General features: G+C 41.9%; 15 protein-coding genes. 12 read left to right on the top strand and 3 right to left on the bottom strand.

The annotated features are described in order from the left end of the window. The first annotated feature begins 128 nt into the window (after window positions 1-128). From N6A79_RS02395 to N6A79_RS02385, 3 genes are all read left to right on the top strand, one after another. The gene (locus tag N6A79_RS02395; RefSeq protein WP_268546834.1) at window positions 129-6,074 is read left to right on the top strand and encodes an Ig-like domain-containing protein; all 5,946 of its coding nucleotides are present in this window, start codon (window positions 129-131) and stop codon (window positions 6,072-6,074) included. 160 nt (window positions 6,075-6,234) lie between these two features. Next, window positions 6,235-7,965, top strand: coding sequence for a type I secretion system permease/ATPase (locus tag N6A79_RS02390; RefSeq protein WP_268546832.1), 1,731 nt, complete (start codon window positions 6,235-6,237; stop codon window positions 7,963-7,965). A gap of 10 nt (window positions 7,966-7,975) precedes the next feature. Continuing rightward, window positions 7,976-9,280, top strand: a complete 1,305-nt coding sequence (locus N6A79_RS02385; protein ID WP_268546831.1) for an HlyD family type I secretion periplasmic adaptor subunit — start codon at window positions 7,976-7,978, stop codon at window positions 9,278-9,280. A 111-nt stretch (window positions 9,281-9,391) separates the two neighbouring features. On the opposite strand, the gene N6A79_RS02380 is transcribed toward N6A79_RS02385, so the two are convergent. Then, the gene (locus N6A79_RS02380) at window positions 9,392-12,406 is read right to left on the bottom strand and encodes an autotransporter domain-containing protein (RefSeq protein WP_268546830.1); all 3,015 of its coding nucleotides are present in this window, start codon (window positions 12,404-12,406) and stop codon (window positions 9,392-9,394) included. A 464-nt stretch (window positions 12,407-12,870) separates the two neighbouring features. On the opposite strand from N6A79_RS02380, the gene crcB reads away from it, so the two are divergent. The 7 genes from crcB (at window position 12,871) to N6A79_RS02345 (ending at window position 20,673) form a co-directional block, all read left to right on the top strand. Further along, a complete protein-coding gene (gene crcB, locus N6A79_RS02375) occupies window positions 12,871-13,263 on the top strand; it encodes a fluoride efflux transporter CrcB (protein WP_442784267.1) in 393 nt (130 codons plus the stop codon). Between the two features lie 575 nt (window positions 13,264-13,838). Beyond that, window positions 13,839-15,122 carry an NCS2 family permease gene (locus tag N6A79_RS02370; RefSeq protein ID WP_182418733.1) on the top strand — a complete coding sequence of 428 codons (1,284 nt, stop codon included), beginning with the start codon at window positions 13,839-13,841 and terminating at the stop codon, window positions 15,120-15,122. A gap of 228 nt (window positions 15,123-15,350) precedes the next feature. Continuing rightward, window positions 15,351-17,102: an alkaline phosphatase gene (locus N6A79_RS02365; protein WP_268546828.1), complete on the top strand. Its 1,752-nt coding sequence runs from the start codon at window positions 15,351-15,353 to the stop codon at window positions 17,100-17,102. Between the two features lie 295 nt (window positions 17,103-17,397). Beyond that, window positions 17,398-17,769, top strand: coding sequence for a hypothetical protein (locus tag N6A79_RS02360; protein ID WP_182419606.1), 372 nt, complete (start codon window positions 17,398-17,400; stop codon window positions 17,767-17,769). A gap of 20 nt (window positions 17,770-17,789) precedes the next feature. After that, window positions 17,790-18,464, top strand: coding sequence for an ABC transporter ATP-binding protein (locus N6A79_RS02355; protein WP_268546827.1), 675 nt, complete (start codon window positions 17,790-17,792; stop codon window positions 18,462-18,464). A gap of 5 nt (window positions 18,465-18,469) precedes the next feature. After that, complete coding sequence (locus N6A79_RS02350; RefSeq protein ID WP_268546825.1) at window positions 18,470-19,771, top strand: ABC transporter permease; 1,302 nt, start codon at window positions 18,470-18,472, stop codon at window positions 19,769-19,771. 431 nt (window positions 19,772-20,202) lie between these two features. Beyond that, window positions 20,203-20,673, top strand: coding sequence for an Lrp/AsnC family transcriptional regulator (locus N6A79_RS02345; RefSeq protein ID WP_182418729.1), 471 nt, complete (start codon window positions 20,203-20,205; stop codon window positions 20,671-20,673). A gap of 134 nt (window positions 20,674-20,807) precedes the next feature. Here N6A79_RS02345 and N6A79_RS02340 read toward each other — a convergent pair whose 3' ends face one another. Both N6A79_RS02340 and infC read right to left on the bottom strand, forming a co-directional pair. Then, window positions 20,808-21,806, bottom strand: coding sequence for a hypothetical protein (locus tag N6A79_RS02340; protein WP_268546824.1), 999 nt, complete (start codon window positions 21,804-21,806; stop codon window positions 20,808-20,810). A gap of 196 nt (window positions 21,807-22,002) precedes the next feature. Further along, window positions 22,003-22,539: a translation initiation factor IF-3 gene (gene infC / locus N6A79_RS02335; RefSeq protein WP_182419605.1), complete on the bottom strand. Its 537-nt coding sequence runs from the start codon at window positions 22,537-22,539 to the stop codon at window positions 22,003-22,005. A gap of 639 nt (window positions 22,540-23,178) precedes the next feature. Here infC and N6A79_RS02330 point away from each other — a divergent pair. Together N6A79_RS02330 and N6A79_RS02325 are read left to right on the top strand one after the other, a co-directional pair. Then, window positions 23,179-23,936, top strand: a protein-coding gene (locus N6A79_RS02330; RefSeq protein WP_263499871.1) for an IS5 family transposase whose coding sequence is annotated in 2 segments (ribosomal slippage) — window positions 23,179-23,512 and window positions 23,512-23,936 — 759 coding nt in all. Because the reading frame shifts where the segments join, the coding sequence is not laid out codon by codon here. A 250-nt stretch (window positions 23,937-24,186) separates the two neighbouring features. Then, a complete protein-coding gene (locus N6A79_RS02325) occupies window positions 24,187-24,948 on the top strand; it encodes an alpha/beta hydrolase (protein ID WP_268546823.1) in 762 nt (253 codons plus the stop codon). Window positions 24,949-24,973: the final 25 nt, after the last annotated feature.

Genomic DNA, 24,973 nt, shown 5'->3' with positions numbered 1-24,973 from the left:
TACCCCATATAGAAATAAACTATCGGTTTTTCATAGCTTAGCAAAACAAATGCAACCTGTTTGTCATATTCCCACCATAGCTTTTAACGGCAAAATACCTGCTTTTACTTGCTTTGAGGAAAACCTTTATGAGTACAATATCAGCTAATTCAAATACACCACCTTTAATGACATTGCCGTTAGATACATCGCCTTTTAATACAGCGGCAGATGGCTTTTTGAAAATTGATGCGCTCAACCCAAATCAAGCCATTCATGTCAATACGGGCGGCACGGGAAAAGTCACATCTTTTAGTTTGATTTTTGATGTTTATGTTCCAGCCCAGACTGCCACAAGCGGCTGGGTTTCATTTTTTCAATCTGACGTAACCAATACAAATGATGCTGATATTTTTGGCAAAATGGGCGGAACCAGCTATGGTATTGGCATAGGCGGAAATTATCGCGGCGTTGCCGAACTTGATAGTTGGAACCGCATTGGTATAACCATTGAAAAAAATGCTGATAACAGCGTTACCATGCATAAATATATCAATGGTATCCATATAGATGACCAACAAATTACCGGCAGTAATGCTGAGCGTTATATTATTGATAATGAAAAAGGATTTTTGATTTTTTCTGATAATGATGGCGAAACATCGCCCGCACAGCTTAGCAATTTTTTCTACGGTGAAAGAGTGCTTACCGCCGACGAGATGGGCGCTCTTGGCAATTTTCAGCCAAGCGGTATTATTCCAGATAGTCTTCATGATGAAGCAGTAAAATTTAACGGCAGTGAATTTCGCTTTAATAACGGCACAGCAGAGCCAATTTTTGGCAGTGCCTCATTAGAAGGCATTAACACAACCCTTACCGTTGAGAAAGATAGCGGCGGATCTGGTACAACCGACCCAGCGCTTGTGCAAAAAGTTGTATCAATTCGTGATATTATGGTAACCCCAGACGCAGAAAATGTCACAATAGACCTTTCACAATATTTCTCTGGTGAGGGATTAACCTACACTATTACCAATAAAAATGGCGATGTGGTTGCTGCAACGCTGGTTGACAATCAGCTTATCCTTGATTTTAATACTCTTGGTCATTCCGATATTTCAGTTACAGCAACCGACAGTAGCGGAAAAACATCAGTTGTCGATGATTTTCGTGTGCGTGTTGCAGGTCCTAATGCCTATACAATTGCAGTTATTCCAGATACGCAAGATTATACCGCAAGTGACGGTCTTGCCCATATATTTGGCGATATGATGCAATGGTTGGTTGATAATAAGGATAGCCATAATATTAGCTTTGTTTCCCATGTCGGTGACGTTACGAACAATAATACCACTCGTCAATGGGATATTGCAGAGGCTGCTTTACGTAAGCTTGATGGTAAAATTCCCTATGCTTTATTGCCAGGCAATCATGATCAGGCAACTGGCGGTAGTGCCGCAGATCACACATCTATCCACCTTGATGAGCGTTTTTCGCCAGATAAGCAAAAAGCCACCAATCCCAATAATTTTGGTGGCGCTTATGATCAAGAAACCAATAGCGCGCGTAACACCTATAGCACATTTACCGCACCAGATGGAACAAAATGGTTATCCATTTCACTAGAATTTGGGCCACGCGATGATGTTATTCGTTGGGCAGGTGATGTGATTGAAGCCCATCCTGATTATAAAGTGATGCTAACCACCCACGCGCTGACAAGTTATGCTAGCCGGCAAGACAATATTTCGCTTCCCCTTTATGATGAAGGCGCAGGCTATGATTATGGAATAGGCAAGGATCAACGCGGCTCAACTGATGGTGAAACCATTGCACGAGAATTATTAACCCGTTACCCTAATATTGTGATGACATTTTCGGGTCATATTTTTGGTGATGGCGCACAAACCGATATTTCTTATAATCAATATGGCCAACCAGTTTATCAATTTCTTGTCAATTATCAAAATGGTGTATCACGCGAAATCACCGGAAATGGCGATGAATCAAAGGGTAATAATGGCGGTAATGGTGCTATTCGTCTGGTGACGATTGACCCTGACAATAATCGTATCACCACTGAGACCTATTTTGTTGCTTTGGATAAATATCTTGATGGATATCGCACCCAAGAAGAGCTTGATCGCGATGGTCTAACTGGTCCATATAAGGATCATCAAGAAGTTATTGAAAATATTGATCTAGGTCCTGCACAAGCTTATGCATTGGCAAAGGCGGGGGATGACATTATAGCCCAAGCAACTGAGGGCGCCGAATTTGCACGCGTTAATCTATCTGCTGCAAAATCGCTTTTGCCAGATGCGGTTACATCATGGATATGGACCGATAAAGACGGTGATATTGTTGCAAATGGTAAGGATGCAATTGCAGAGCTTGGCCTTGGTAAACATAACTTAAAACTAACCGCCATTGATAAAAATGGTATTCAAACCACCGATACAATCCAAGTTATTGTGCGCGGCGATCGAACATTAATGGTGGAAGACTTTAACGATGGTGATGCTAAAGGTTGGGCGACCGATTATGGTGCAGCTGATGGCGATACGGGTAAATTTTTGTTAAAAGGCACTGTATTTTCTCGCCCTGCACATGAAGATGGTTTTGCCGCGCCCCAAGCTTCCCTTTACGATCAAAGTGATGCTGCCAATAATAAGCTGGTTTATATTGGTGAAGGCTCTAAAGACTGGAGCAATTATGTTTTTGAAGCAACTCTCACTCAGCTCGACAATGATGCTTTAGGTGTTTACTTCTACTATCAAGATGCCAATAATTACTATCGCTTCAGCATGGATGGCGAAAATAACCAGCGTCGATTAATCAAAGTAGAAAATGGTCAAGAAACGCTGCTAGCGGTGGTAAATGAAGGTACGCCTTTTAACATCCGCTTGCCAATAACCATCGCGATAACCGATAATAATATCAACGTTTTTATCAATGATAAAAATGTTTTTGGCGGACCCGTTGTTGATGATACAATGACCATAAAAGGCGGTACAGTTGGCGTTTACTCAAGTGGACAACGCTCATCTGTATTTGATGATCTTGTGGTAACCAAAGCCATTACCACTGCAAAAGCTGGAATTGATCAAAATGTTTATGATTTTGATGGTAACGGCACTGCTGCAGTTACTTTAGATGCAAGTGCTTCCTTTAGTACCAAAAACATTGTCGATTATAGTTGGACTGATCTTAATGGCAATGTGATTGGTACTGGCAAAACTTTAACCACCGAACTTCCTGCAGGAAACAATCAATTACTGTTAAAAGTCACCGATAGTGATGGTTTGGTTTCAACAGATCGCATTGATATTAACGTGGTGAATAAGTCAAAAATATTAATGCATGAAGACTTTTCAAACCAAGACTCGCTTTCACGCTTCACAATTATTGATGAAGGTGAATTTGGCGGCATTGGCAGCGATGGCCGCAAATCGCAATGGATTTGGCAAGATGGTAAATTGGTGCAAACAACCGAACTTGCTAGCCGCCAATTAACTTGGCAAGGAGCAACCGCAAGCGACTATTGGCAACGCGGCTGGAGCCCGCTTGGCGATGGTGTCAATGTGTTGCGCCTTGGTACTTATGCCTTATATAATGATTCAGCCGCCATGGCTTGGCAAAATTATGCAATTGAAGCCACAATCACCACGCCTGATGATGATGTGCTTGGTTTCCTTTTCCGTTATACAGACGATAAAAACTATTATAAGCTTGAACTTGATGCCAGTGGTACTTTCGACCGCAACGCACGAAATGGCGCCGGAAGCATTTTTAATTTGATCCGCATGAAAGATGGTGTGGAGCAAATCCTTGCGCAAATGCCGGGTAAATATCAACCCGATGAGCCAATGAGATTGCGGCTAGAAGTTTCAGGCGATAAAATCATGGCTTATCTTAATGGCGAACAGCTTTTTGCAGAGCCAATTGGCGATCGCGGTCATGATACAGGTACTTTTGGCCTTTATTCTTGGGGCAATGCCGGGCTTGCTTTTGATGATCTTACCGTAAGCGATTTATCAACCATAGACCCAAATGCCAAAATCGGCACCGATGCTAGCGATATAATGGCCGGCGGCGATGGTGATGATGTAATTTATGGGCTTGCCGGCAATGATACTTTGCTCGGATTTGGTGGCAACGACCAATTATATGGCGGCGATGGCGATGATGTTTTGATGGGCGGCACCGGCAATGATCGTCTTGAAGGTGGTAATGGTAATGATGTGCTTATGGGCGAAGATGGCGATGACTCGCTTTTTGGCGGCAATGGCGATGACATTATCGAAGGTGGGCGTGGTGATGACCTATTGGTAGGTGGTGATGGCTCAGATACCTATATTTATGGGCGCGGCGATGGCTCGGATAATATTACCGAAGCTGCACAAGATAGCGGGCAAGATGTTTTGGCATTTCATGATATTAACCGCAGCGAAGTCACCTTATATAAATCCCATGATGCGGTTGAATTGGTTGTGAATGATGGTTCAAAAATTCAGCTTAACCTGCAAATGCGCGATGGCGGCGTTGAATTGATTACCTTTGCTGACGGTACGGTATTAAACCGCGAGCAAATCTTGTCTAATCTTACCAATCGCGGCCCATCAGCGGGTAATGATGTGCTTGCAACAATTGATGAAGATACACCTTCATTCCTCATTCCATTTAGTTCTTTACTTGCAAATGATTATGACCTTGATGGTGATAGTTTAACAATTTCATCAATTAGCGCACCCATTGGTGGAACAGCGGTGATTGAAGGGGATGCTATTCGCTTTTCTTTAACCCAAGATTTCAACGGCACTGCCTCATTTAACTATGTGGTGAGTGATGGTCGTGGTGGCACCAGCCAAGCAAGCGCCTCTTTTGTGGTTCGCCCAGTTAATGATGCACCAGTTACATCATCAATTGACGTTGAAACTAAGGAAGATGAGGCAATTAGTGGACAAGTCGTTGCAAGTGATGTTGATGGCGACATATTAAATTATACCATTAAACCTAATAATGGCCCTAAAAATGGTACCGCAACCGTTGATGCAAAGACTGGCGCATGGACCTATACACCTAATCTAAATGTTAATGGCTTTGATAGCTTTATTGTCCTTGTCAGTGATGGCAATGGTGGTTTTGCTGAAAGCACCATCAATATCACCATTACACCAGTTAATGATGCGCCTATTGCGGTTGCTGATTTTGGCAGTGTTGCGGAAAATGAAACAGCTTTCTTTGACCTTACCGCCAATGACATTGATGTCGATGGTGACACAATCAGTTTAACCGGTTTTCAAGTAACCAATGTCGAAGGCATTGCGCTTACTCCACAACAAGCCCAAGCCGCATTTTCAATTGTTGATGGTAAATTATTTGCCGATCCTGCAAATGTATTTGCGGCATTAAATAAAGGTGAGTTTGCCACAGTCACACTAGAATATACCATTAGCGATGGGAATGGCGGCACAGCCACAGGCACCGCAACCATCCGTATTGATGGTTATACCCCTTATAACATCATTAATGGTACAAACGCGGCTGATATTCTCATCGGTACAAATGGCGATGATATGATCGATGGACTTGATGACAATGATACAATCATAGCTGGCGATGGTGATGATCTTATCAGCGGTGGCAAAGGCAATGATCGCATCATGGCCGGCGCGGGAAATGATATTGTTGACGGCGGTGATGGCAACGATATCATTATGGGCAATGATGGCAATGACGTCTTGAATGGCGGCGATGGCAACGACCAAATCAATGGTGGAACCGGCGATGACTACATAATCGGTGGCAAAGGCAATGACATATTATGGGGCGGCGATGGCAATGATACATTTGTTTTCCAAGCTGTTGATAATGGTCATGATTTGATCATGGATTTTAAGCCCGGTGCGACTAATGGCGATATCATTGTTCTTGCCAAAGAAATCTTTGCCGATTTTGATGCATTAATGACATCAGGTCATATAACAGACACCGTCAATGGCGCTCAAATTGTTCTCAATGACGGATCGACAATAACCGTAAATGGTGTTCGCGTTCAAGACTTTACCATTGATGATTTCCGCTTTGCTTAGGCCATGATTACTGCCCTGAAACATCATGAAGTGAACATGCACTCAATGAGTTTTTAAAAAAGATTTCAGCAAAGGTCAAATATTGCCTTTGCTGAAATCACTTTGTCAAAAGGCGTTGATAAAAACAGCAGATGCAAGGGTTTTTGAGGGAAAATAATTTATGATTAATAAGCCTAATACGGAAAATAAATCAAAGAGTTTAAGTGGCATATTTTCTGGCTGCATGACAGCATTTATCGGTGTTGCTGTTTTAAGTGCCTTTGTCAATTTGCTTTATTTAACCAGTTCCCTATTCATGATGGAGGTTTATGATCGAGTTCTGCCAAGCCGCAGCATACCAACCTTAATTGCCCTATTGGCACTTGTTATTGTATTTTATGCGTTTCAAGGCGTTTTTGATAGTTTACGCGGACGATTATTAATCCGCATTGCTGATCGTCTTGATCAAGCTTTAGCACCGCGCATTTATGATATTATTATGCGCATCCAACTAATCATGCCAATTAGCGCGCGTAACAACCAACCCATGCGCGACCTTGATAGTATTCGTGCCTTTTTATCAAGTAGCGGCCCCATCGCCCTTTTTGATTTACCATGGTTGCCATTTTATATTGCCATTTGCTTTTTCTTTCATTTCTGGCTTGGGGTGACAGCCCTTGCCGGCGCGATTATTCTGGCATTGGTTACCCTTGTCACCGAAATGGTTACACGGCGCCCAGTGGAGGAAGCCGCACGCCAAGCGATAAAACGTAGCCGCATGATTGATATGAGTAGGCGTAATGCCGATATTGCAACGGTCCATGGTATGCTACCGCATTTAAAGCAACGCTGGCATGAAGAAAGCCGCAGCTATGCCCGCCATCAGCGCCAAGCAAGCGATATTTCATCCGGTTTAGGCGTTTTAAGCAAAGCGCTGCGTATGCTATTGCAATCGGGTATTTTAGCAGTCGGTGCCTGGCTAGTTATACAACAACAAGCAACACCGGGCATTATTATTGCAGGCTCCATTCTTTCCGCACGCGCACTCGCCCCGGTTGATCTTGCCATTGCTAACTGGAAGGGATTTATTGGCGCGCGCCAAAGCCGCACACGGCTTAAAAATATTTTAAAACTATTGCCAGATGATAAGGCAATCATGGATCTGCCTGCACCAACGCGCGAACTTACGATTGACCATGTTACAGCTATCCCGCCCGAATTTCAAAATCCCGTGCTGCACGATATCAGTTTTTCATTAAAAGCAGGCATGGGACTTGGCATTATTGGCGCAAGCGGTTCAGGCAAAAGCTGCTTAGCGCGAATTTTAGCCGGCATTTGGCTGCCTGCCCGTGGAACCATACGCTTTGATGGCGCAACTCTTGACCAATGGGCACCCGCAACCCTTGCGCGGCATATTGGCTATATGCCACAAAGCATCGAATTATTGGATGGTACAATTGCTGAAAATATTGCAGCCTTTGATCCAACGGCAACCGCTGCTGAAATTATCAGTGCTGCACAAAATGCGCGGGTTCATGATCTTATAATTACGTTTGAGCATGGCTATGATACCGAAGTTGGCGAACTTGGCCACCCATTATCGGCAGGACAAAAACAGCGTATTGCACTTGCACGCGCCCTCTTTAGAGATCCTTTCATAACAATTTTAGATGAGCCAAACTCCAACCTTGACGCGCAAGGGGACGAGGCTTTAACCGCTGCAATTTTATCTATTCGCCAAAGAAATGGTATTGCTATTGTCATTGCCCATCGTCCAAGCGCTCTCATTGCTGTCGATCAAGTGCTCATGCTCAATGGTGGAAAATTGCAGGCTTTTGGCCCTAAAGATGAAGTCTTAGCCAAAGTATTAACACCGACACCATCAGCAACCCTAAAAGTTGTTCACGCTTGAGGAAAAAAAGATGAATGAATGGCAAGAATTACAACGCTCATTACGCAGACATCTGTTAATTGGTTGTTTGGCCGTGGTTATTTTATTGGTTGGTGTTATTGGTTGGATGCTCAACACCAATATCGTTGGCGCAGTGATTAGCCAAGGATCAATTGTTGTTGAAAGCAATTTGAAAAAAGTGCAACATCCTGTTGGTGGTGTGGTTAAGGATTTATTGGTCAAAGAAGGCGATCTCATCACTGCAGGCGATGTAGTTATGCGGCTTGATGCCACCACCACCAAGGCTAATCTTGCAATTATCAGCAATAGTCTTGACCAATTTATAGTACGCCGTTCCCGTCTTGAAAGTGAACGCGATAATTTAAATTATATAAAATTTCATAAGGATATATTGGCGCGTGCTAGTGATGAAGACGTTGCGGCGATGATGAAGGCAGAAGAGCGCCTACTTTCTAACCGCCGAGAAGTCCGCATCAGTAAAAAACAACAATTACAACGCCGTATCGCCCAATTTGATGACGAAATTAAAGGGCTAATGGCGCAAAAGCAAGCCAACGAACATTCTCGTGAGCTGATTAAGGACGAATTATCAAGATTTTTAAAACTTTATGAACTAAAACTTGTTGAGCATAGTCGCCTTAGCACAATACAAAGACAAGCTTCCAATATTGATGGTGAAATTGGTCGTCTAATATCAGCCATTGCCGGAGTTAATGAAAAAATAGCAGAAACCCAATTGCAAATTATTCAAGTTGATGAACAATGGGGCGAAGAAGTTGGCAATGATTTACGCGAAATGGCCAATAATATTGCCGAATATAGTGAGCGTAAAATAGCGGCGGAAGATCAATTACGCCGTATTGATATTATCGCACCACAAACCGGTATTGTGCATCAATTGACAGTACATACGAAAGGCGGGGTTATATCTGCTGGAGAACCCATTATGATGATTGTGCCCAAGGTGGATAAGTTGGTGGTCGAAGCTAAAGTTGCCCCCCAAGACATTGACCAGATTTACAAAGGACAAGCTGCAAGATTGCGCTTTTCGGCATTTAATCAAAAAACCACGCCAGAAATTAACGGTCATATAGAGCGCGTATCGGCAGATATTACCACCGATCAAAGAACTGGCCAAACCTATTATATTGCGCGCCTTGCGATTGACGAAGCGGAAATTATGCGCCTTGGTGATGTGGAATTAGTGGCAGGCATGCCGGTTGAAACCTTTATTACCACACAAGAACGCACAATTGCCTCATATTTTATAAAACCGCTTATGGACCAAGTTAACCGCGCGTTTAGAGAAAGCTAGGCTCCTGATCCTCGAGCATATTATTGCTTAAAAATAAAAAGAGCCAATATATAAATATATTGGCTCTTATCTTTTTATGACAATAATTTAGGTAATAATTTTAGACAAAAATCAAAACTGATATTTAAGCTTTACACCGCCACCGCCGCCTTGGCGTTGGCCAGCATAACCTTGCCCATTAACATCTAAACTTAAAGCCTTATTGGTGCTTATTGGTTTAATGTTGAAGCCAGCTTCAAATATGCCAGTGCTGCCACCAAGCGATGGTTTTTCAATATCGAACTCATAGGCTTTAGCTGCAACTTCACCACCAAATTCATATTCATAGGCAGCACCTAAATAGGGTTTGAATTGCTCATTATAAGCATAGCCATACCGACCACCTATTTGCATACTTGAACTCGTACTACTATCAAAGCTCAGCTTTTCATTACCAACCGAAACTGTATCACCATCCATATGGGTCCATAAATAACGGCCAAAAGTATCAAGCGATTGCTTTTCATCAAAATTAAACACATAGCCACCAGCAATATGCCCACCATAATAGCTGCTTTTGCTATCATAGGAACCACGATAATCATCGCCATCATTGCTAAAACTACGCATATTGCGGCCAGCATCAAAATTGCTGCTGATACGCCCAGCCCGCAAAGATGCCTCAAGATAAACACCATCCGTTTGATCTGGGGCAAGTGTGCTAACCCGTCCAAGTCCAGTACCAGCTAGATTTAAACGACCAAAAACACCGCCGCCTTTATATTCGCTATCGCCATCGCCTTGCACTGAGGCAAAGTTTGTAAAGCTATTATAGGTATCATAGGTACCGCGACCATATTCAAAGAAAGCACCAAGCGTAACCTTATGGCCGGCGCTAAAATCAAAACCGGTTGCTATACCAAGCGCCATATTAAAGCCTTTAATATCAACATGGCTACCAGTATTATTGCGTTGTGATGAACCATTCATGACCATGAAGGGCATTGCTGATGCACCATTACCTTGCGCAGAAGATTCGCTCGCAATGCCACCCAATTCGCTTGAAATAAGATCGGCACCTTGATTGGCAAAACCAAGCGATGCGGCTCGTCCTTCTGAGTAAGATTCAGACTGAGGGTTAACTTGTGCAGCTGATTGACCAATCCCATCAACAGGATTAGACCCAGCCGGTGTTGTATCCGTTTTACCGCCAATGGTTAATACAAGCGCATTATCGGCTCCGCTTGCTTGTTGAGCAAGGGTTGCTTCATAAATAATAAATTGCCCTTGTTTAATTGTATAGGGGCTAGAGGCTGACCAATCACCGGTTGTTTTGGAGATGAATGTAACACTATCACCATTTTGAAGGCGGTTATCACTGACTTGCATGTCAGCTATACTATGCCTCGTATTGGTAAGATCAACCGCTGTACCACCATCAGCAATTGTTACAAGCGTATCGCCATTGACAACATTGCTTGGCAATGTCCAATTATAGTTTTGAAAATTATAAATACCCGAAACTGTACCGCGATAACCAACAAGATTTAATGTATTCCCTTGTACAACCTTATCAAAATCAGTGACGTCTGTACCTGAAATAGTTGCTCTTCCGCCCCAAATCGAGCCATAAGCTTCTAATGAATCATCTTCTTCACTATAGGTAGCAATAGTGATTTTGTCGCCTATCAAAGTAACAGTATTATTAGTTACATTGATATCCGTTTTACTAGATGCATAGACTTGTCCGCCAACAATAAAACCAATTGTACTTGTACCACTAATCTCTACAGAATTGTTACTAACTTTTACAGTTGCTGTACCTTGACTAAAACTTATTGCATAACCACCATAAACAGAAGAGACTGTAGCATCGTTAATTTTGACTGAATTACCATTGACAATCGTTGTCTTTGCACCATCGCTATAACCACCAGAAATACTACCGACTGTACCGCCGTTAATAATCACAGAATTATTGCTGATTATTGAATTAGTATTAGTGCCAAAATCAGTAAGATTAAAGCCGCCAGCAATTTGCCCAGCAGAACTTTCATTCATAGTGACGCTATTACCGCTAATTGCAACGGTTGCATTGCCACCGCTAAAGACTTGACCGCCATATACAAAAACCGCCGAACCATTGCCACTAATCTCTACAGAATTATTACTAACCGTGGCACTGTTGTTTGCTTCACCTTTGCCACCGGAAATAGTCTCAACCATACCCGAATGATTAATATAAACAGAATTGTTGTTAACGGTAACGGAATCAGTACTTGCGCCATCGCCGGCGTAAATATTACCACGAACTGTCGCGCCTGTTATATTAACAACATTTGAGTTAACATTAATAATGCCCTTGCCATGCGCAAAAACACCGCTAACTGATCCAGTTTGACCACCCGTTATTGTAACTGAATTATTGTTAGCAGTCGTATCAAGACTTTTATTGCCTTGAATAAGCGCGCCGTTAATATTGCCGGCGCTGCCAGAGGTAACAGTTACTGAATTGCCATTAACTGTAATTGATGACGCATTGCTAAGACCATTTACCGCACCGCCATTCAAATTTCCTGCAACCTTACCAGTACCACCAAGGGTCACAGAATTATCATTAACAATAAGAGCTCCGACATCGGCATCGGTAGCGACATCAGCAGCGCCAACACCACCAAAAACAGAGCCACCAATATTGCCACCGCTTATATTAACGCTATTGCCTCTAACAGTCACGCTTTGATTACCAAAGCCATAACCGCCATAAACGTTACCATCAATCCCAGTAGAAGTTATACTGCCGTTTTTAATCAAAACCACATTGTTTTCAGAGATTCCATTTTTGACCAAACCACCAAAGACATTCTTAGGCGAAGTTTTATTTGCCCCTGTATAATCTAACGTCACTGTATTGTTAGAAGCCGCCGGCGTATCAAAAGTACCAACGTAAAGCGAATTAGAACCAAAAGTGACATAAGTTGGTGCGTTTTTCAATGTAGCTGATGATGATGTATCATCATAACTAATTGTATCAGCAATTGCATTGGCTAATCCTAGGCTTGCAACAATAGCTGTACCAAATACTAAAGCTAAAGCAAAGCGTGAAGCAGAACATTTTAAGTTAAATCGCTTATCAAAACAAACCATAATAGCATTTTTTCCCTTTAAAAAGGTCTTATAAAAATGCGATTGTTGCTTATAAAAATAGAGTGAAGATGTGCTTTTCGCACGCTAAAATAGCAGAAAATGTACAGTCAAGCCTGTTACGAAAGAATAAGGCAGTTTTAGGTTGTAAAATACGAGCTTTGCATTGCGACTTAGCTATTTAGTACCAATAGCTATTTTCGCTATCTATTGCAGCCCCTAAAAATTTTCATAATATCCACATAACACATCTCGTCAGTCTTAACATAATATTCGAAAATGTTGAAAAATCTGTCATTATTGATAAGGTACTTCTCTTCAAACTGTCTTTTCATTTCTTGCATTTCCTTAAAAAACAACGAATATTGCAAGTTTAAAAAAAACTGCTATCACCTTATTACAAGTGTAAAAAACGATAATAATCAAGGGTTGTAAAACTGTTAAGGATGTAAAAGCCAATGACACATATTTTATGGATGCAAACGCTATGGGTTGCATTGGGCGGCGCCTTGGGTAGTGTTGCGCGATTTTGGGTCGGGCTTTTAATGGCGCCACTTAGCCGCAATTTCCCCTTAGGTACACTTTCAATTAATGTTGTTGGCTCGTTTATTATTGCTTTTTTTGCCGTTTTAACCTTGATGAATAGCCGTTTTCCAATGCCTGAACACATAAGGCTGTTTGTTATGATTGGAATTTGCGGCGGTTTTACCACTTTTTCCAGTTTTAGTTTAAATACATTTGAGCTTTTGATAAACGGTGCGCCATTAAGGGCTTTTATGAATATAGTTTTATCGGTTGTTTTGTGCCTTATTGCAACCGCCATTGGTTATTATGCGGCGCAAGCAATCAACACGCATTAAACTGTATTAAAAACCCATTGTGCCAGCCAATATTAAATATAGTTAATTTAATAAATCTGCCACAATGAATGGCTATAAGAATCTTGAAACATTCGACCTCCAATCGGTTTCACGCCCGTCAACCATTGTCACCTAATTTATCAGGCAATTGGGTTGACGGGTTTTTTTTTATGTCTTTAACGGCATATTTAATAAAATAAGCGATCGATAGTATTTTTTAAATTTTATAAATCTTATCTTTGGTAATGGCTTAAAAACACGAAATTGCGTGAATTATGGCAAAATTGTGCAATGGCCCCATGGCATAATTTGACAAGATAGGGTAAGAAAAGTTTAGCAATAAAAATTTAGTCGAGAAATGGTTGCGTTTGCAAAGCAACGCCTTATTTCATATTAAATATTTGCTTTAAGAAAAATTACCGTACTCAAATTTAAACTAAGCTCAACCCGGTCTCCTAATTAACCCGGCTTTTATTAGACAGGTTAGTGGCAAAAAGACCTTTTATTATCCACCCTAATTCAATGCGAAAAACGGTATTATTTTAGAGGCTGGAGCGTAAGAAAGTATTTGCAAAATGTTAGAAAAGCTCTTTGGCTTATCGCGCAATGGCACAACAGTGAAAACCGAAATTCTTGCCGGTTTAACCACATTTTTGACCATGTCCTATATTTTGGCAGTTAATCCCAATATTTTGGCTGATACGGGTATGGATCGCGGCGCGGTCTTTGTCGCCACCTGTATCGCTGCCATCATCGGTTCCCTTATCATGGGGTTTATTGCCAATTGGCCAATTGGTATGGCACCCGGCATGGGGCTTAACGCATTTTTTGCCTTTGTTGTGACCCAGCTTGGTTTTACTTGGCAACAAGCCTTGGGGGCGGTATTTATTTCAGGTGTTATTTTCATCGTTTTAAGCGCTTCGGGTATTCGTCGTTGGCTTATTGACGGTGTTCCGCAATCCCTACGCAGCGCGATTGCTGCAGGTATTGGTCTTTTTCTTATTATTGTCGCACTACACAGCACTAACATCCTTGTAGCCAATCAATTTACGATGGTTCAATTGGGCAATTTGACCAATATGAGCGCCATTTTAACCGGTTTTGGATTTTTTCTTATCATCGTTCTTGATCATTTCCGCTTTCGTGGTGCCGTGCTAACCAGTATTCTTTTCATCACCCTTATTTCTATGCTTATGGGCATCAGCCAATTTAATGGTGTTATTTCAATGCCAAGTTCGCTAGCGCCTACTTTCTTGCAGCTTGATCTTATGGGGGTTTTCCAAAAAGGCTTTTTCTATATTTTGCTTGTTTTTGTGTTGGTTGAAGTTTTTGATGCGACAGGGACGCTTATCGGCGTTGGCACACGCGCAGGCCTTATTACTCCCAATAAGCCCAATAATCTTGGCAAGGCTTTATTTGCAGATAGTACAGCCATTGTCGCAGGGTCGCTTCTTGGTACAAGCAGCACCACCGCCTATGTCGAAAGCGCGGCAGGAGCCGCCGTTGGCGGACGCACTGGTCTAACCGCCGTGGCTGTTGCATTTTTCTTTGCTATTGCACTTTTCTTTTCACCCTTAGCCACATCTATTCCAGCCCATGCAACAGCACCAGCGCTATTATTTGTTGGCTGCTTGATGGCGCGTGAATTTGCTAAGGTAAATTGGAATGACTTAATCGAAGCTGTTCCCGCCATTTTAACTGCCGTCATGATGCCTCTTACCTATTCTATTGCAAATGGTTTGGCATTTGGCTTTATCAGCTATGTCATACTAAAAACATGCACTGGTAAATGGCGTGATGTTCATCTAGCAACTTGGATTATTGCTGCCTTATTTATTTTACGCTTCGTTGTTGAATAATATGCCCAAAAGCGCCAATTAACCTTGGCGCTTTTTTATAAGCTCATTGTTACGCTTATCAATTTATTTTTAAAATAAAATTCTAACCAAATTGACATATTCGCGTTATTTTTCAAATATTAGCTTAATTTTAACGCACATCCTGTCATAAAACTGTCATCTAGCCGCAACATTATCGCAACATAGCTTCCATATTTTCCGCTCCATGATAAACTTGGAGCTTATCTTATGCGTTCTTTATTAGTTACCCTTATTGCGTCTACATTTATGATGTCGGCAGCTTCAGCTGCGAGCGTCTATCCCATTGATCGTGCAACGGTTCTTGCCAACTCGCCTTTTGATTTCAAGGTTGAGTTTGACAATAAAATCAAAGCTGGCGACATTTCTATTTCCATCAATGGCAAGGATTATGATTCTGCCCTTGGTCAAAAAGGCGAATTTGTCGAAGTTGAAAAAGGCAAAGACGACAAGGAACTTGGTTCCGCCCTTATTCTTCGCAATGTAAAAATTAGCGAACCGGGCGAATATAAGGTTGTTGTAAAAGCTGGCAATGAAGAAAAAACCGTCAATTGGCATGTTTATGGCGCATCTGCAACGCCAAAAGCCAAAAACGTCATCTTCTTGCTTGGTGATGGCATGTCGGTTGCTCACCGAACTGGCGCGCGTATCATGTCAAAAGGCATGACCGAGGGCAAGGCCAATGGCCGCCTTAATATGGATGATCTTGACCGTATGGCCTTTATCGGCACATCAGCGGTTAACTCAATTGCAACCGACAGTGCTAATACTATGTCTGCTTATATGACAGGGCATAAATCATCGGTTAATGCAATTGGCGTTTATGCTGACCGCACAGCTGATAGCCTTGATGATCCTCGCATTGAAAATATCGCCGAGGCCTTACGCCGCACCACCAAGAAATCCCTTGGTATTGTAACAACAGCCGAAGTAGAAGATGCAACACCTGCTGCAGTGGTGAGCCATACGCGCAATCGTTATGACAAGCCTGAAATTGTTGGCATGTTGCTTGATGTTAAACCTGATGTCTTGCTAGGTGGTGGTTCTGCTTACTTCTTGCCAAAAACCACCAATGGCTCAAAACGTAAAGACGACATTAATTATATCCAAAAATTTCAAGATGCTGGCTATAAATTGGTAACATCTGAAAAAGAATTGCTTGCCGCTAATGACAGCGATGGTCCATTGCTTGGTCTTTTCCATACCGGCAACCTTGATACGGTTCTTGACCGTAAACAGCTTAAAAAAGGTACGGTTGAAAAATTCCCAGAACAACCCGGCCTTGTTGATATGACCAAGGTTGCCCTTGAGCGTTTATCCAAAAATGAAAACGGTTTTTTCTTAATGGTTGAAGGCGCGTCAATTGATAAAATGTCCCATCCTATGGATTGGGATCGCGCTCTTTATGAAACAATCGAATTTGACCAAGCCATTGGCGTTGCCATGGAATTTGCTAAAACCCACCCAGATACCTTAATTGTGGTAACCGGCGATCATACCCATGGTATTTCTGTTGTTGGTACAGTGAATGATGAAATTGCTGGCGATGAAATGCGCGAAAAAGTTGGTGTTTATCAGCATGCCGGTTTCCCTAATTATGTTGATAGCAATGGCGATGGTTTCCCAGACCGCGTTGATGTTAGCCACCGCCTTGCGGTCTTTTCTAGCAACTTCCCTGATTATTATGAAACATTCCGCCCCAAGCTTGATGGCCCATTTGTACCTGCTGTCAAAAATGAAAAAGGCGAATATGTAGCCAACGAAGCCTATAAGGATGTTCCTGGTGCAGTCTTTAGAGCCGGTAATTTGCCACGCTCTAACGACACAGCAATCCATGCGGTTGATGATGTGGTGTTGCAAGCAACAGGTCCACAATCAGAAAACTTCCGTGGTTATATGGAACAAAGCGATGTCTATAAAGTTCTTGCTGACGCATTGGGCTTTGGTGGCAAAGGCGAATAATAACGCGCAATAGGCAAATGCCTTTTGCTGCCAGAATCTACAATAGGCATTTGATTAATGTGCCGCGTGGCTGGGTTTTATGTCCAGCCACGTCTTTGAAGTGTCGTTTAAAGCATGCTGCAACTGATAAAATCGAGTAATATGCGACATTGCTAAGGCTTCAACCACTGATTTTTTGCATTATTCGCCATTTGATTGGCAAGGAATTACCCAAATGCTGGACCGCACTTTTTTTAGACGGGTCTTTTGCTTAATTTTTAGCTCGCTTGGTTTTATTGCTTTTATAACTCCAGCAATGTCGGAAGAATTAAAGTTCCGCGAACTTTATAGCAAAATAACCGTACTTGGGCTTGAGTTTTCCCAAAAGGTTCATGACCTTAACCAAAAGAAAATTGATATGCGCGGCTTTATGGCACCGCCATTAAAAGCTGAAGCCAAGTTTTTTGTACTGACTGAAATTCCCATGTCCATTTGCCCTTTTTGCAGCTCAGACTCCGACTGGCCTGATAATATTGTGGTTGTTTATTTGGATAAAAAGCAAACCTTTGTTCAACCATCGCAAAATATTGTCGTCACTGGCCGCCTTGATGTCGGCTCTTGGACGGATCCAGAAACTGGCTTTGTGAGCCAATTACGCTTGCTTGATGCGCAATATCGCGTTGATTGACTATAAGTGACAGGTATAAAATGCTATCCCTTGATATAATGGATTTAGAGATTCAATTTTCTGGTCTTGAAGCGCCAGCCCTTGATATTGCCAATTTTACGCTTGAAAGCGGCCAGCATCTAGCCATAACCGGACCATCGGGCTGCGGCAAAACAACCTTTATTAATGTGCTTGCCGGTTTTACCAAGCCAGATAAAGGTGCGGTTAAATGGGGCAATAGTGACATTTACACCCTATCTCAAGGTAAGCGCGATAAATGGCGTGGCAAAAATATTGGTCTTATCATGCAAGATTTTCATCTCTTTCAAGGTCTAAGTGCAATTGATAATGTTTTACTGCCTTTGGCGCTTTCTGGTCTTGTACGCGCGGATGATAAAAAACGCGCTTTAGAGCTTTTAGAGCGTACCAATTTAAAAAAGCCAGAACGCGATATTAAAATGATGTCACGCGGCGAAATGCAACGGGTTGCCGTTGCACGCGCCTTGCTTCGTAAGCCCGATATATTGTTAGCCGATGAGCCAACCGCCAGTCTTGACGGCGATAATGGTAAAATCATTGGTGATTTAATCCAGCAATTAGGGCGCGAAGAAAATACCAGTTTGATTATCGTCACCCACGATATTGAGCTTGCAAAACGCATGGATCGGCGACTTGAATTAAATAGCGGCCGCATTGTAAAAGATGAAAGGCTGTAAAAGCGATGATACGTTTTATTAAAGCTGACCTTAGGCGCATGTGGCTTGGCGCTATGGCTATCATTATCTTAATTGGCTTTGCAGTTACCCTTGGCTTAACCGTTACCTTAATGGAGCGCGCTATTCGCCTTGGCAGCGCAAGGGCTGCAGACCAATTTGATATTATAATCGGTGCGCCGGGCAGCCCAACCCAATTGGTGCTTTCAACTGTTTTTTTGCAACCCTCTGCCCTGCCCTTAATGTCGGGCGATGTATTGCAACAATTGAAAAATGATCCAAGAGTGGAATTTGCAAGCCCAGTTGGCATGGGCGACACATTTTTAGATTATCCAATTATCGGCGTTGATGAACCAATCTTAAAAAGCATTTTTCATGATGTCGAAAGTGGCAGCCTTATGCCAAAAGATGGTGAAGCGGTTATTGGTGCTCATGTGGATATTGCCATTGGTAAGCACATTGCTCCCATGCATGGCAGCCTTAGTGAAGGCGGCCATATCCACACTGACGTTCGCTATAAGATTATTGGCAAGTTAAAGCCATCTGGCACAGCTTGGGATAAGGCAATTTTTGTACCAATTGAAACTGTTTGGAATGTCCATGGCCTTGGCAAGCAAGGCGATGATAAAAAGCCAAGTGAGGAAGATAGCGCAAATAGCCAAGAAAACCAAGATAAAAAAGACACCAAAGACAATGCTGAAGCGACATATCCAAGCCTTGATTTTAAAAATTACAATAATAGTCAACACGACCATCGGCTATCCGCTTCCGGTTTACCGGGAGTGCCTGCGGTTATCGTCAAACCAAAATCGATCGCAGATGCTTATAAAATTCGCCAAGCCTATCGCAATGATCAAGCTTTGGCCGTCTTTCCCGGTGAAATTTTAACCAACCTTTATGGTACACTTGGCGATGTCAGAAAGCTGTTGAGCCTTATTGCTGATGGGGCGCAAATATTAGTTGCTGCGGCACTTATCTTTGTGGCAATTACCCATATCCATGACCGGCGCCGCCAAATTGGTGCATTGCGTGCCCTTGGCGCCTCGCGCAGTGTAATTTTAACCATGGTATGGCTGGAATTGATGGTGTTGATTATGGTTGGTATAGCCGTTGGCTATAGTGGCGGCTTTTTAGTAAGCCATGTCATTGCTAGCCATTTAGGGCAAGCAAGTGGTATTCCATTGCCAATTGAGCTAAGCGATGAAGATCTTGGCAATTTATTGCGCCTTATCTTTACCGCCGCCATCATTAGTCTTGTACCTGCCTTCATGGCATGGCGACAATCCCCTATGACTGCGCTGCGCTCTTAGAGCGCATTTCGATCTGATTGGGTGAGATCGGCGCTCTAATCCATTGCTTATAGCGCGTTTTTGTCCGAAAACCGCTTCACACTTTTCGCAAAAACGCTTTAAACCAACAACGGCAATCATTTTACCACCTGCATCAAGCGACTTGGTAATGATTGCCATAAAAAACCACTCTAACAAGTAATTTTATTGCGTGACCTTTTATAAATTCAATGGTAAAACTTGTCGCCAAGTAAATTAGATCATTTCTTATGATTCATTTTGCGTGACGCATATTTGAGCCAAAATTATTATTAGTTTAATCTAAATTGATTATAGCTCAATATATTTAAATGGAATTCATATTTGATAATCCAATCAATAATTGGGCATCTTTAGGCAATATATTTTTTGCCTTAAAGGCTTATCATTTTATTTTTAAGGACTGGAATGCAATGCCGATCAAAGCAGATCTTGATGAAACCGATTGGAAGATTTTAAAAGAGCTGCAAGATGATGGGCGTATGAGCAATGTTGAACTTGCAGCAAAAATTGGCATTTCAGCGCCGCCCTGTTTAAGACGGGTGCGCCGGCTTGAACAACTTGGCATTATTAAGGGCTATAGCGCCTTGCTTAGTGGCAAAATTTTAGGGCAAGATCTCGTTGCCTTTTGTTCAGTCAGCCTGCACCACCAAGCAGAAAGCGATTTAAAAGCTTTTGCTGAACGCGCCAATGAATGGCCTTTTGTGCGCAAAGCTTGGATGGTATCAGGCGAATCTGACTTTTTGCTTTATTGCATTGCCCCCGATCTTAGCAGTTTCCAAACTTTTGTTATCGAGTGCTTGACTGCTGCCCCCAATGTTGACGGGGTTAGAACTGCCCTTACCATCAAGGCAGTTAAAGATGATCCACTCTTGATCTTATAATCGCAAGCCGTTCATCTCACTATTTTTAGAGCGCATTTCGATCTTATTGGATCAGATCAGCGCTCTAATCCATTGTTTACAGCGCGTTTTTATCCGAAAAACGCTCTAACGCCGCAATAAGAAACTATTTGCCATTATAATTTAGATTTTACACTTGCTGCAATATTTTGAATAATTGCTTGATAAGCCGCTAATTCACCTTTTGGCGCAAGCGCCTGTAAATAAATCGGGTGTTGGTCATTATCAATCGCGCTATATAGGATAATATCCTGCTCAGTTCCATCTGCGCTGACACCACTACCAATCAACAAGCGGCCATTGCGCTGCAAAAACTGTTCATCGCGCTCAATAGTGGTTTCTTGTAGCTTAAAAACCTTGATAATTGAGGCTAGATAAAGATTTTGCGCCAAAATCGCATTATTTATATCAAGCGCTTGGCTATCGCGTAAAATAAAAATTGTTGCATCGCCAGTCTTGCCACTTGCATCTTTCATTTCAAGACTGACACCATTACCAAGAATGGTTGCTTTCGGCTCAAAAGGTGCTTCACTCACAAAAGAAAATGGTAAATGAAGAATTTGATCCGCAAGTGTAAAATTGGCGGTAAAATCTATGGATTGAAATGCGGCATCAACTTCTTCTTCACTTAACGGATTATCTTGAGGGGCTTGAATTGTCACCATATAAAGACCGCCATGGGCAATCAGCGTTGCCCATTTATCATATTTTTTACCTTGATCTGTCTGAATGCCTTTATAAACCATAAGCGGCACATCGGAATTAATGCGCTGCAATTCGCTTACGCCTTGCACTTCAAAACCAAGCGCTGCCATTTGCTTGGTAAAATTTTCTCTATTGGTAAATAGGCTACCAATTTGGGGGGCAACATCATCAGGAAATACCGCAACCACAATGCTAGCATTGGTATCTTGGTTTAAAAAGCCCGTAAACTCAGCTGATGGTTTAAATCCTTGCGGTGGCTGCATGGTGACAGGTGTGCCCAAAACGGCAAGTCTATCATTATTTTCTTTATCCTGCGCTTTACTAAACGATACAACCAGCAAAATAATGCACAAGGCAAGCATCGCAGCATAAGCGATAAACATAATAATCTTATTGAGTTTTTTTAGCATTTTAAACTTCATTCCAGATGGCTAGGTCAATAGATTAAAACAATTTAGCTATAAAGTAAAACCACACCTTAGCATTCAACCCAAATGTGAATAGTAATCATAAAAAAGCCTTGGAGGAAATCTATTCCCTCCAAGGCTTCAAATTATAATTATCAAACCATGCAAATAACTGCGTGATCTTGATTTTGCCTTTGGTTTAGCGCGGCGCAATAACCATCATCATTTGACGGCCTTCAAGTTTAGGCTCTGCTTCAACCTTTGCAATTTCAGCAGTATCCTCTTTCATGCGCTCAAGCAATCTCATGCCTAATTCTTGGTGCGCCATTTCGCGACCACGGAAACGCAATGTTACTTTAACCTTATCGCCTTCATCAAGGAAACGTGCAACAGCTTTCATTTTCACCTCATAATCATGGGTATCAATGTTGGGACGCATCTTGATTTCTTTAATCTCAACCGTCTTTTGCTTTTTGCGCGCTTCTGCTGCTTTTTTCTGATTTTGATATTTTAATTTACCCAAATCAATGATTTTACAGACAGGCGGTTCAGCATTAGGCACGATTTCTACAAGATCAAGCCCTGCCTCTTGTGCCATAGCAAGTGCGTCACTTGTTGCAATATTTCCATGATTTTGCCCTTCCGCATCAATCAATTGGATGCGTGGAACACGGATATCTTGATTAGAACGTGGCCCGTCTTTTTGAACGGGGGTTGCTTTAAACGGTCGGCGAATGGTCTTATTCTCCTAAAATTATTAACATTACCAGAACAGTTAGGCTCTAAATCTCTCTAATTTAAAGGGCTTAACCGCCTATATATATAAATGTGGGAACCCCACATTTCAAGTTTGAGCAAATTGCACATTTTTGACTATAAATGCAAGAACTTTACAATTGAATAGCCAATAAATTGTAGTTTATCAGTTTATTAAACTGCTGACAATTGACCAAGCTGCACTAAAAAAGCCTATTTTTAGTTATTATCAAGCTTTTCAGTAACCAATTGACCCTATTTTTTTATATTTGATATAAAGAAATCACCCCAAACTTAAGCAATTATCAAACAAGAACTCAAATAGACTAAACATAGTGATTCTATTATGCTTTAACGCAAAGCCAGTAAAATCGAACGCAGATTTTTTAAATTGCTATCAAATAGCCATAATAAGTATAATTTTTTAAATAACAATATTACCTGATTTACAAATATTTACCCCTACCAATAAGTAATCAGCAATTAGTCTTAGATTAGAAATAATGGCATTATAAAAATAGTTAATTATATTAATCTTGTTTAGGGTCAGGACCTATTAATTTTTTGGATTCCTTTTTTTGTTGATTTGTGATTCATTGGTTTTGTGGAGGTGAAACTAATGAGTGATTTGTTTTTATTGAGCGAAGAGCAGATGGCGCGAATATCGCCCTGTTTTCCACTGTCTCATGGGGTTGCTCGTGTCGATGACAGGCGCGTTATCAGCGGCATTGTCTATGTCATCAAACATGGTCTGCAATGGAAAGATGCGCCCCTCGGTTATGGTCCGCATAAAACGCTCTATAATCGCTTTATCCGCTGGAGCAGGTTGGGTGTATTTGACCGCATCTTCGCAATGCTGGCCGGACAGGGCCCAAAACCTCAACGCATCATGATTGACGCCACACACCTCAAGGCGCATCGCACGGCTGCCAGCCTGTTAAAAAAGGGGATATTCCCCGCCGTATCGGGCGCACGAAAGGCGGCTTGAATTCAAAGCTGCACACGGTCTGCGATCAAAATGGAAAGCCAATATGTCTGCTACTAACTGAAAGGCAGATGAGTGACTACAAAGGAGCCGCTCTTTTGCTAGCGCATCTGCCAGATGCCAAGGAACTCATTGCAGACCGGGGGTACGATGCTGACTGGTTCCGGCAGGCATTGCTTGACAAAAAAATAAAGGCTTGCATTCCGCCCAGAAAGGGCAGAACCACCGAGATAGTTTATGACAGGCAAACTTATCGGTTGCGTCACATAATCGAAAACCTCTTTGCCAAGCTAAAAGACTGGCGGCGCATCGCGACACGCTATGACCGATGTGCACACACCTTCTTCTCGGCTATATGCATCGCCGCAACCGTAATATTCTATCTTAATTAATGAGTCCTGAGCCTAGGGTTAGGACCTACTAATCTATCAAAATATATAAATGAGTTTTATGTCACTATTGATTGCAGCTTTGTTGGAGGCGTTTTAAAATAGGTTTAAATTTTCACAATAGCTTTGCCGCCGTCAAAATGATGCCGCCAATTTTCTTTTCATATTTTATCAAAATTAAGTTGATCTGCCCCTTAACAAATATGATAGCATGGCTAGCGAAATAGACATTGCAAATAAAGGATATGGTGAGATGACCAATGTTGATAAAACCCCCGCGCAATTTTATAATGTTGAAGGTATTGACATTGCTTTACGCCAAAAAACAGGCGACAAAGCTCCTGGGCTTGTCTGGATTGGCGGCTATCGTTCAGATATGCTTGGAACAAAGGCAGTATTTTTAGAAGAATTGGCGGTTAAAGAAAACCATAGTTTTTTACGCTTTGATTATTCAGGCCATGGTGAATCAAAAGGCGATTTCTTTGACGGCTCAATTTCTCTTTGGCTTGCCCAAAGCCTTGCTATTTTTGAGCATTTTAGTAACGGCCCACAAATTTTGATCGGCTCATCCATGGGCGGTTGGATTACTTTGCGAATGGTTGAAGAATTAAAGAAGAAAAACATTACACCAGCAGCAATTATTTTATTGGCACCAGCGCCTGATTTCACCAAAACCCTTGTTGAACCAAGTCTTACCGACCAAAACCGCGAAGATTTGGCTCGACAAGGCTATTTTACAATTGAAACAGAATATGGCTCCACTCCTTATACAAAAAAACTAATTAATGATGGCGCTAATAATCTCGTTTTAAAAGGCATTATTGATACTGGCTGTCCAGTGCATATTATCCAAGGCATGAAAGATGATGTGGTTCCTTATCAATCAACTATGAAGCTGATGGAACATTTGCCGCTCAATGATGTGACTTTAACCCTTGTGCATGATGGCGACCATCGCTTATCCCGCCCACAAGATCTTGCTTTATTAGAACGCATTGTAAAATCGCTGATTTAAGTATCAACATTAGAGTGCATTTCGA

Source organism: Bartonella sp. HY761 (assembly GCF_026743145.1).
In the GTDB taxonomy this organism is placed as follows: domain Bacteria; phylum Pseudomonadota; class Alphaproteobacteria; order Rhizobiales; family Rhizobiaceae; genus HY038.
The sequence above is the reverse complement of the archived record's forward strand: the minus strand, read 5'-3'. Positions and strand labels throughout refer to the sequence as shown.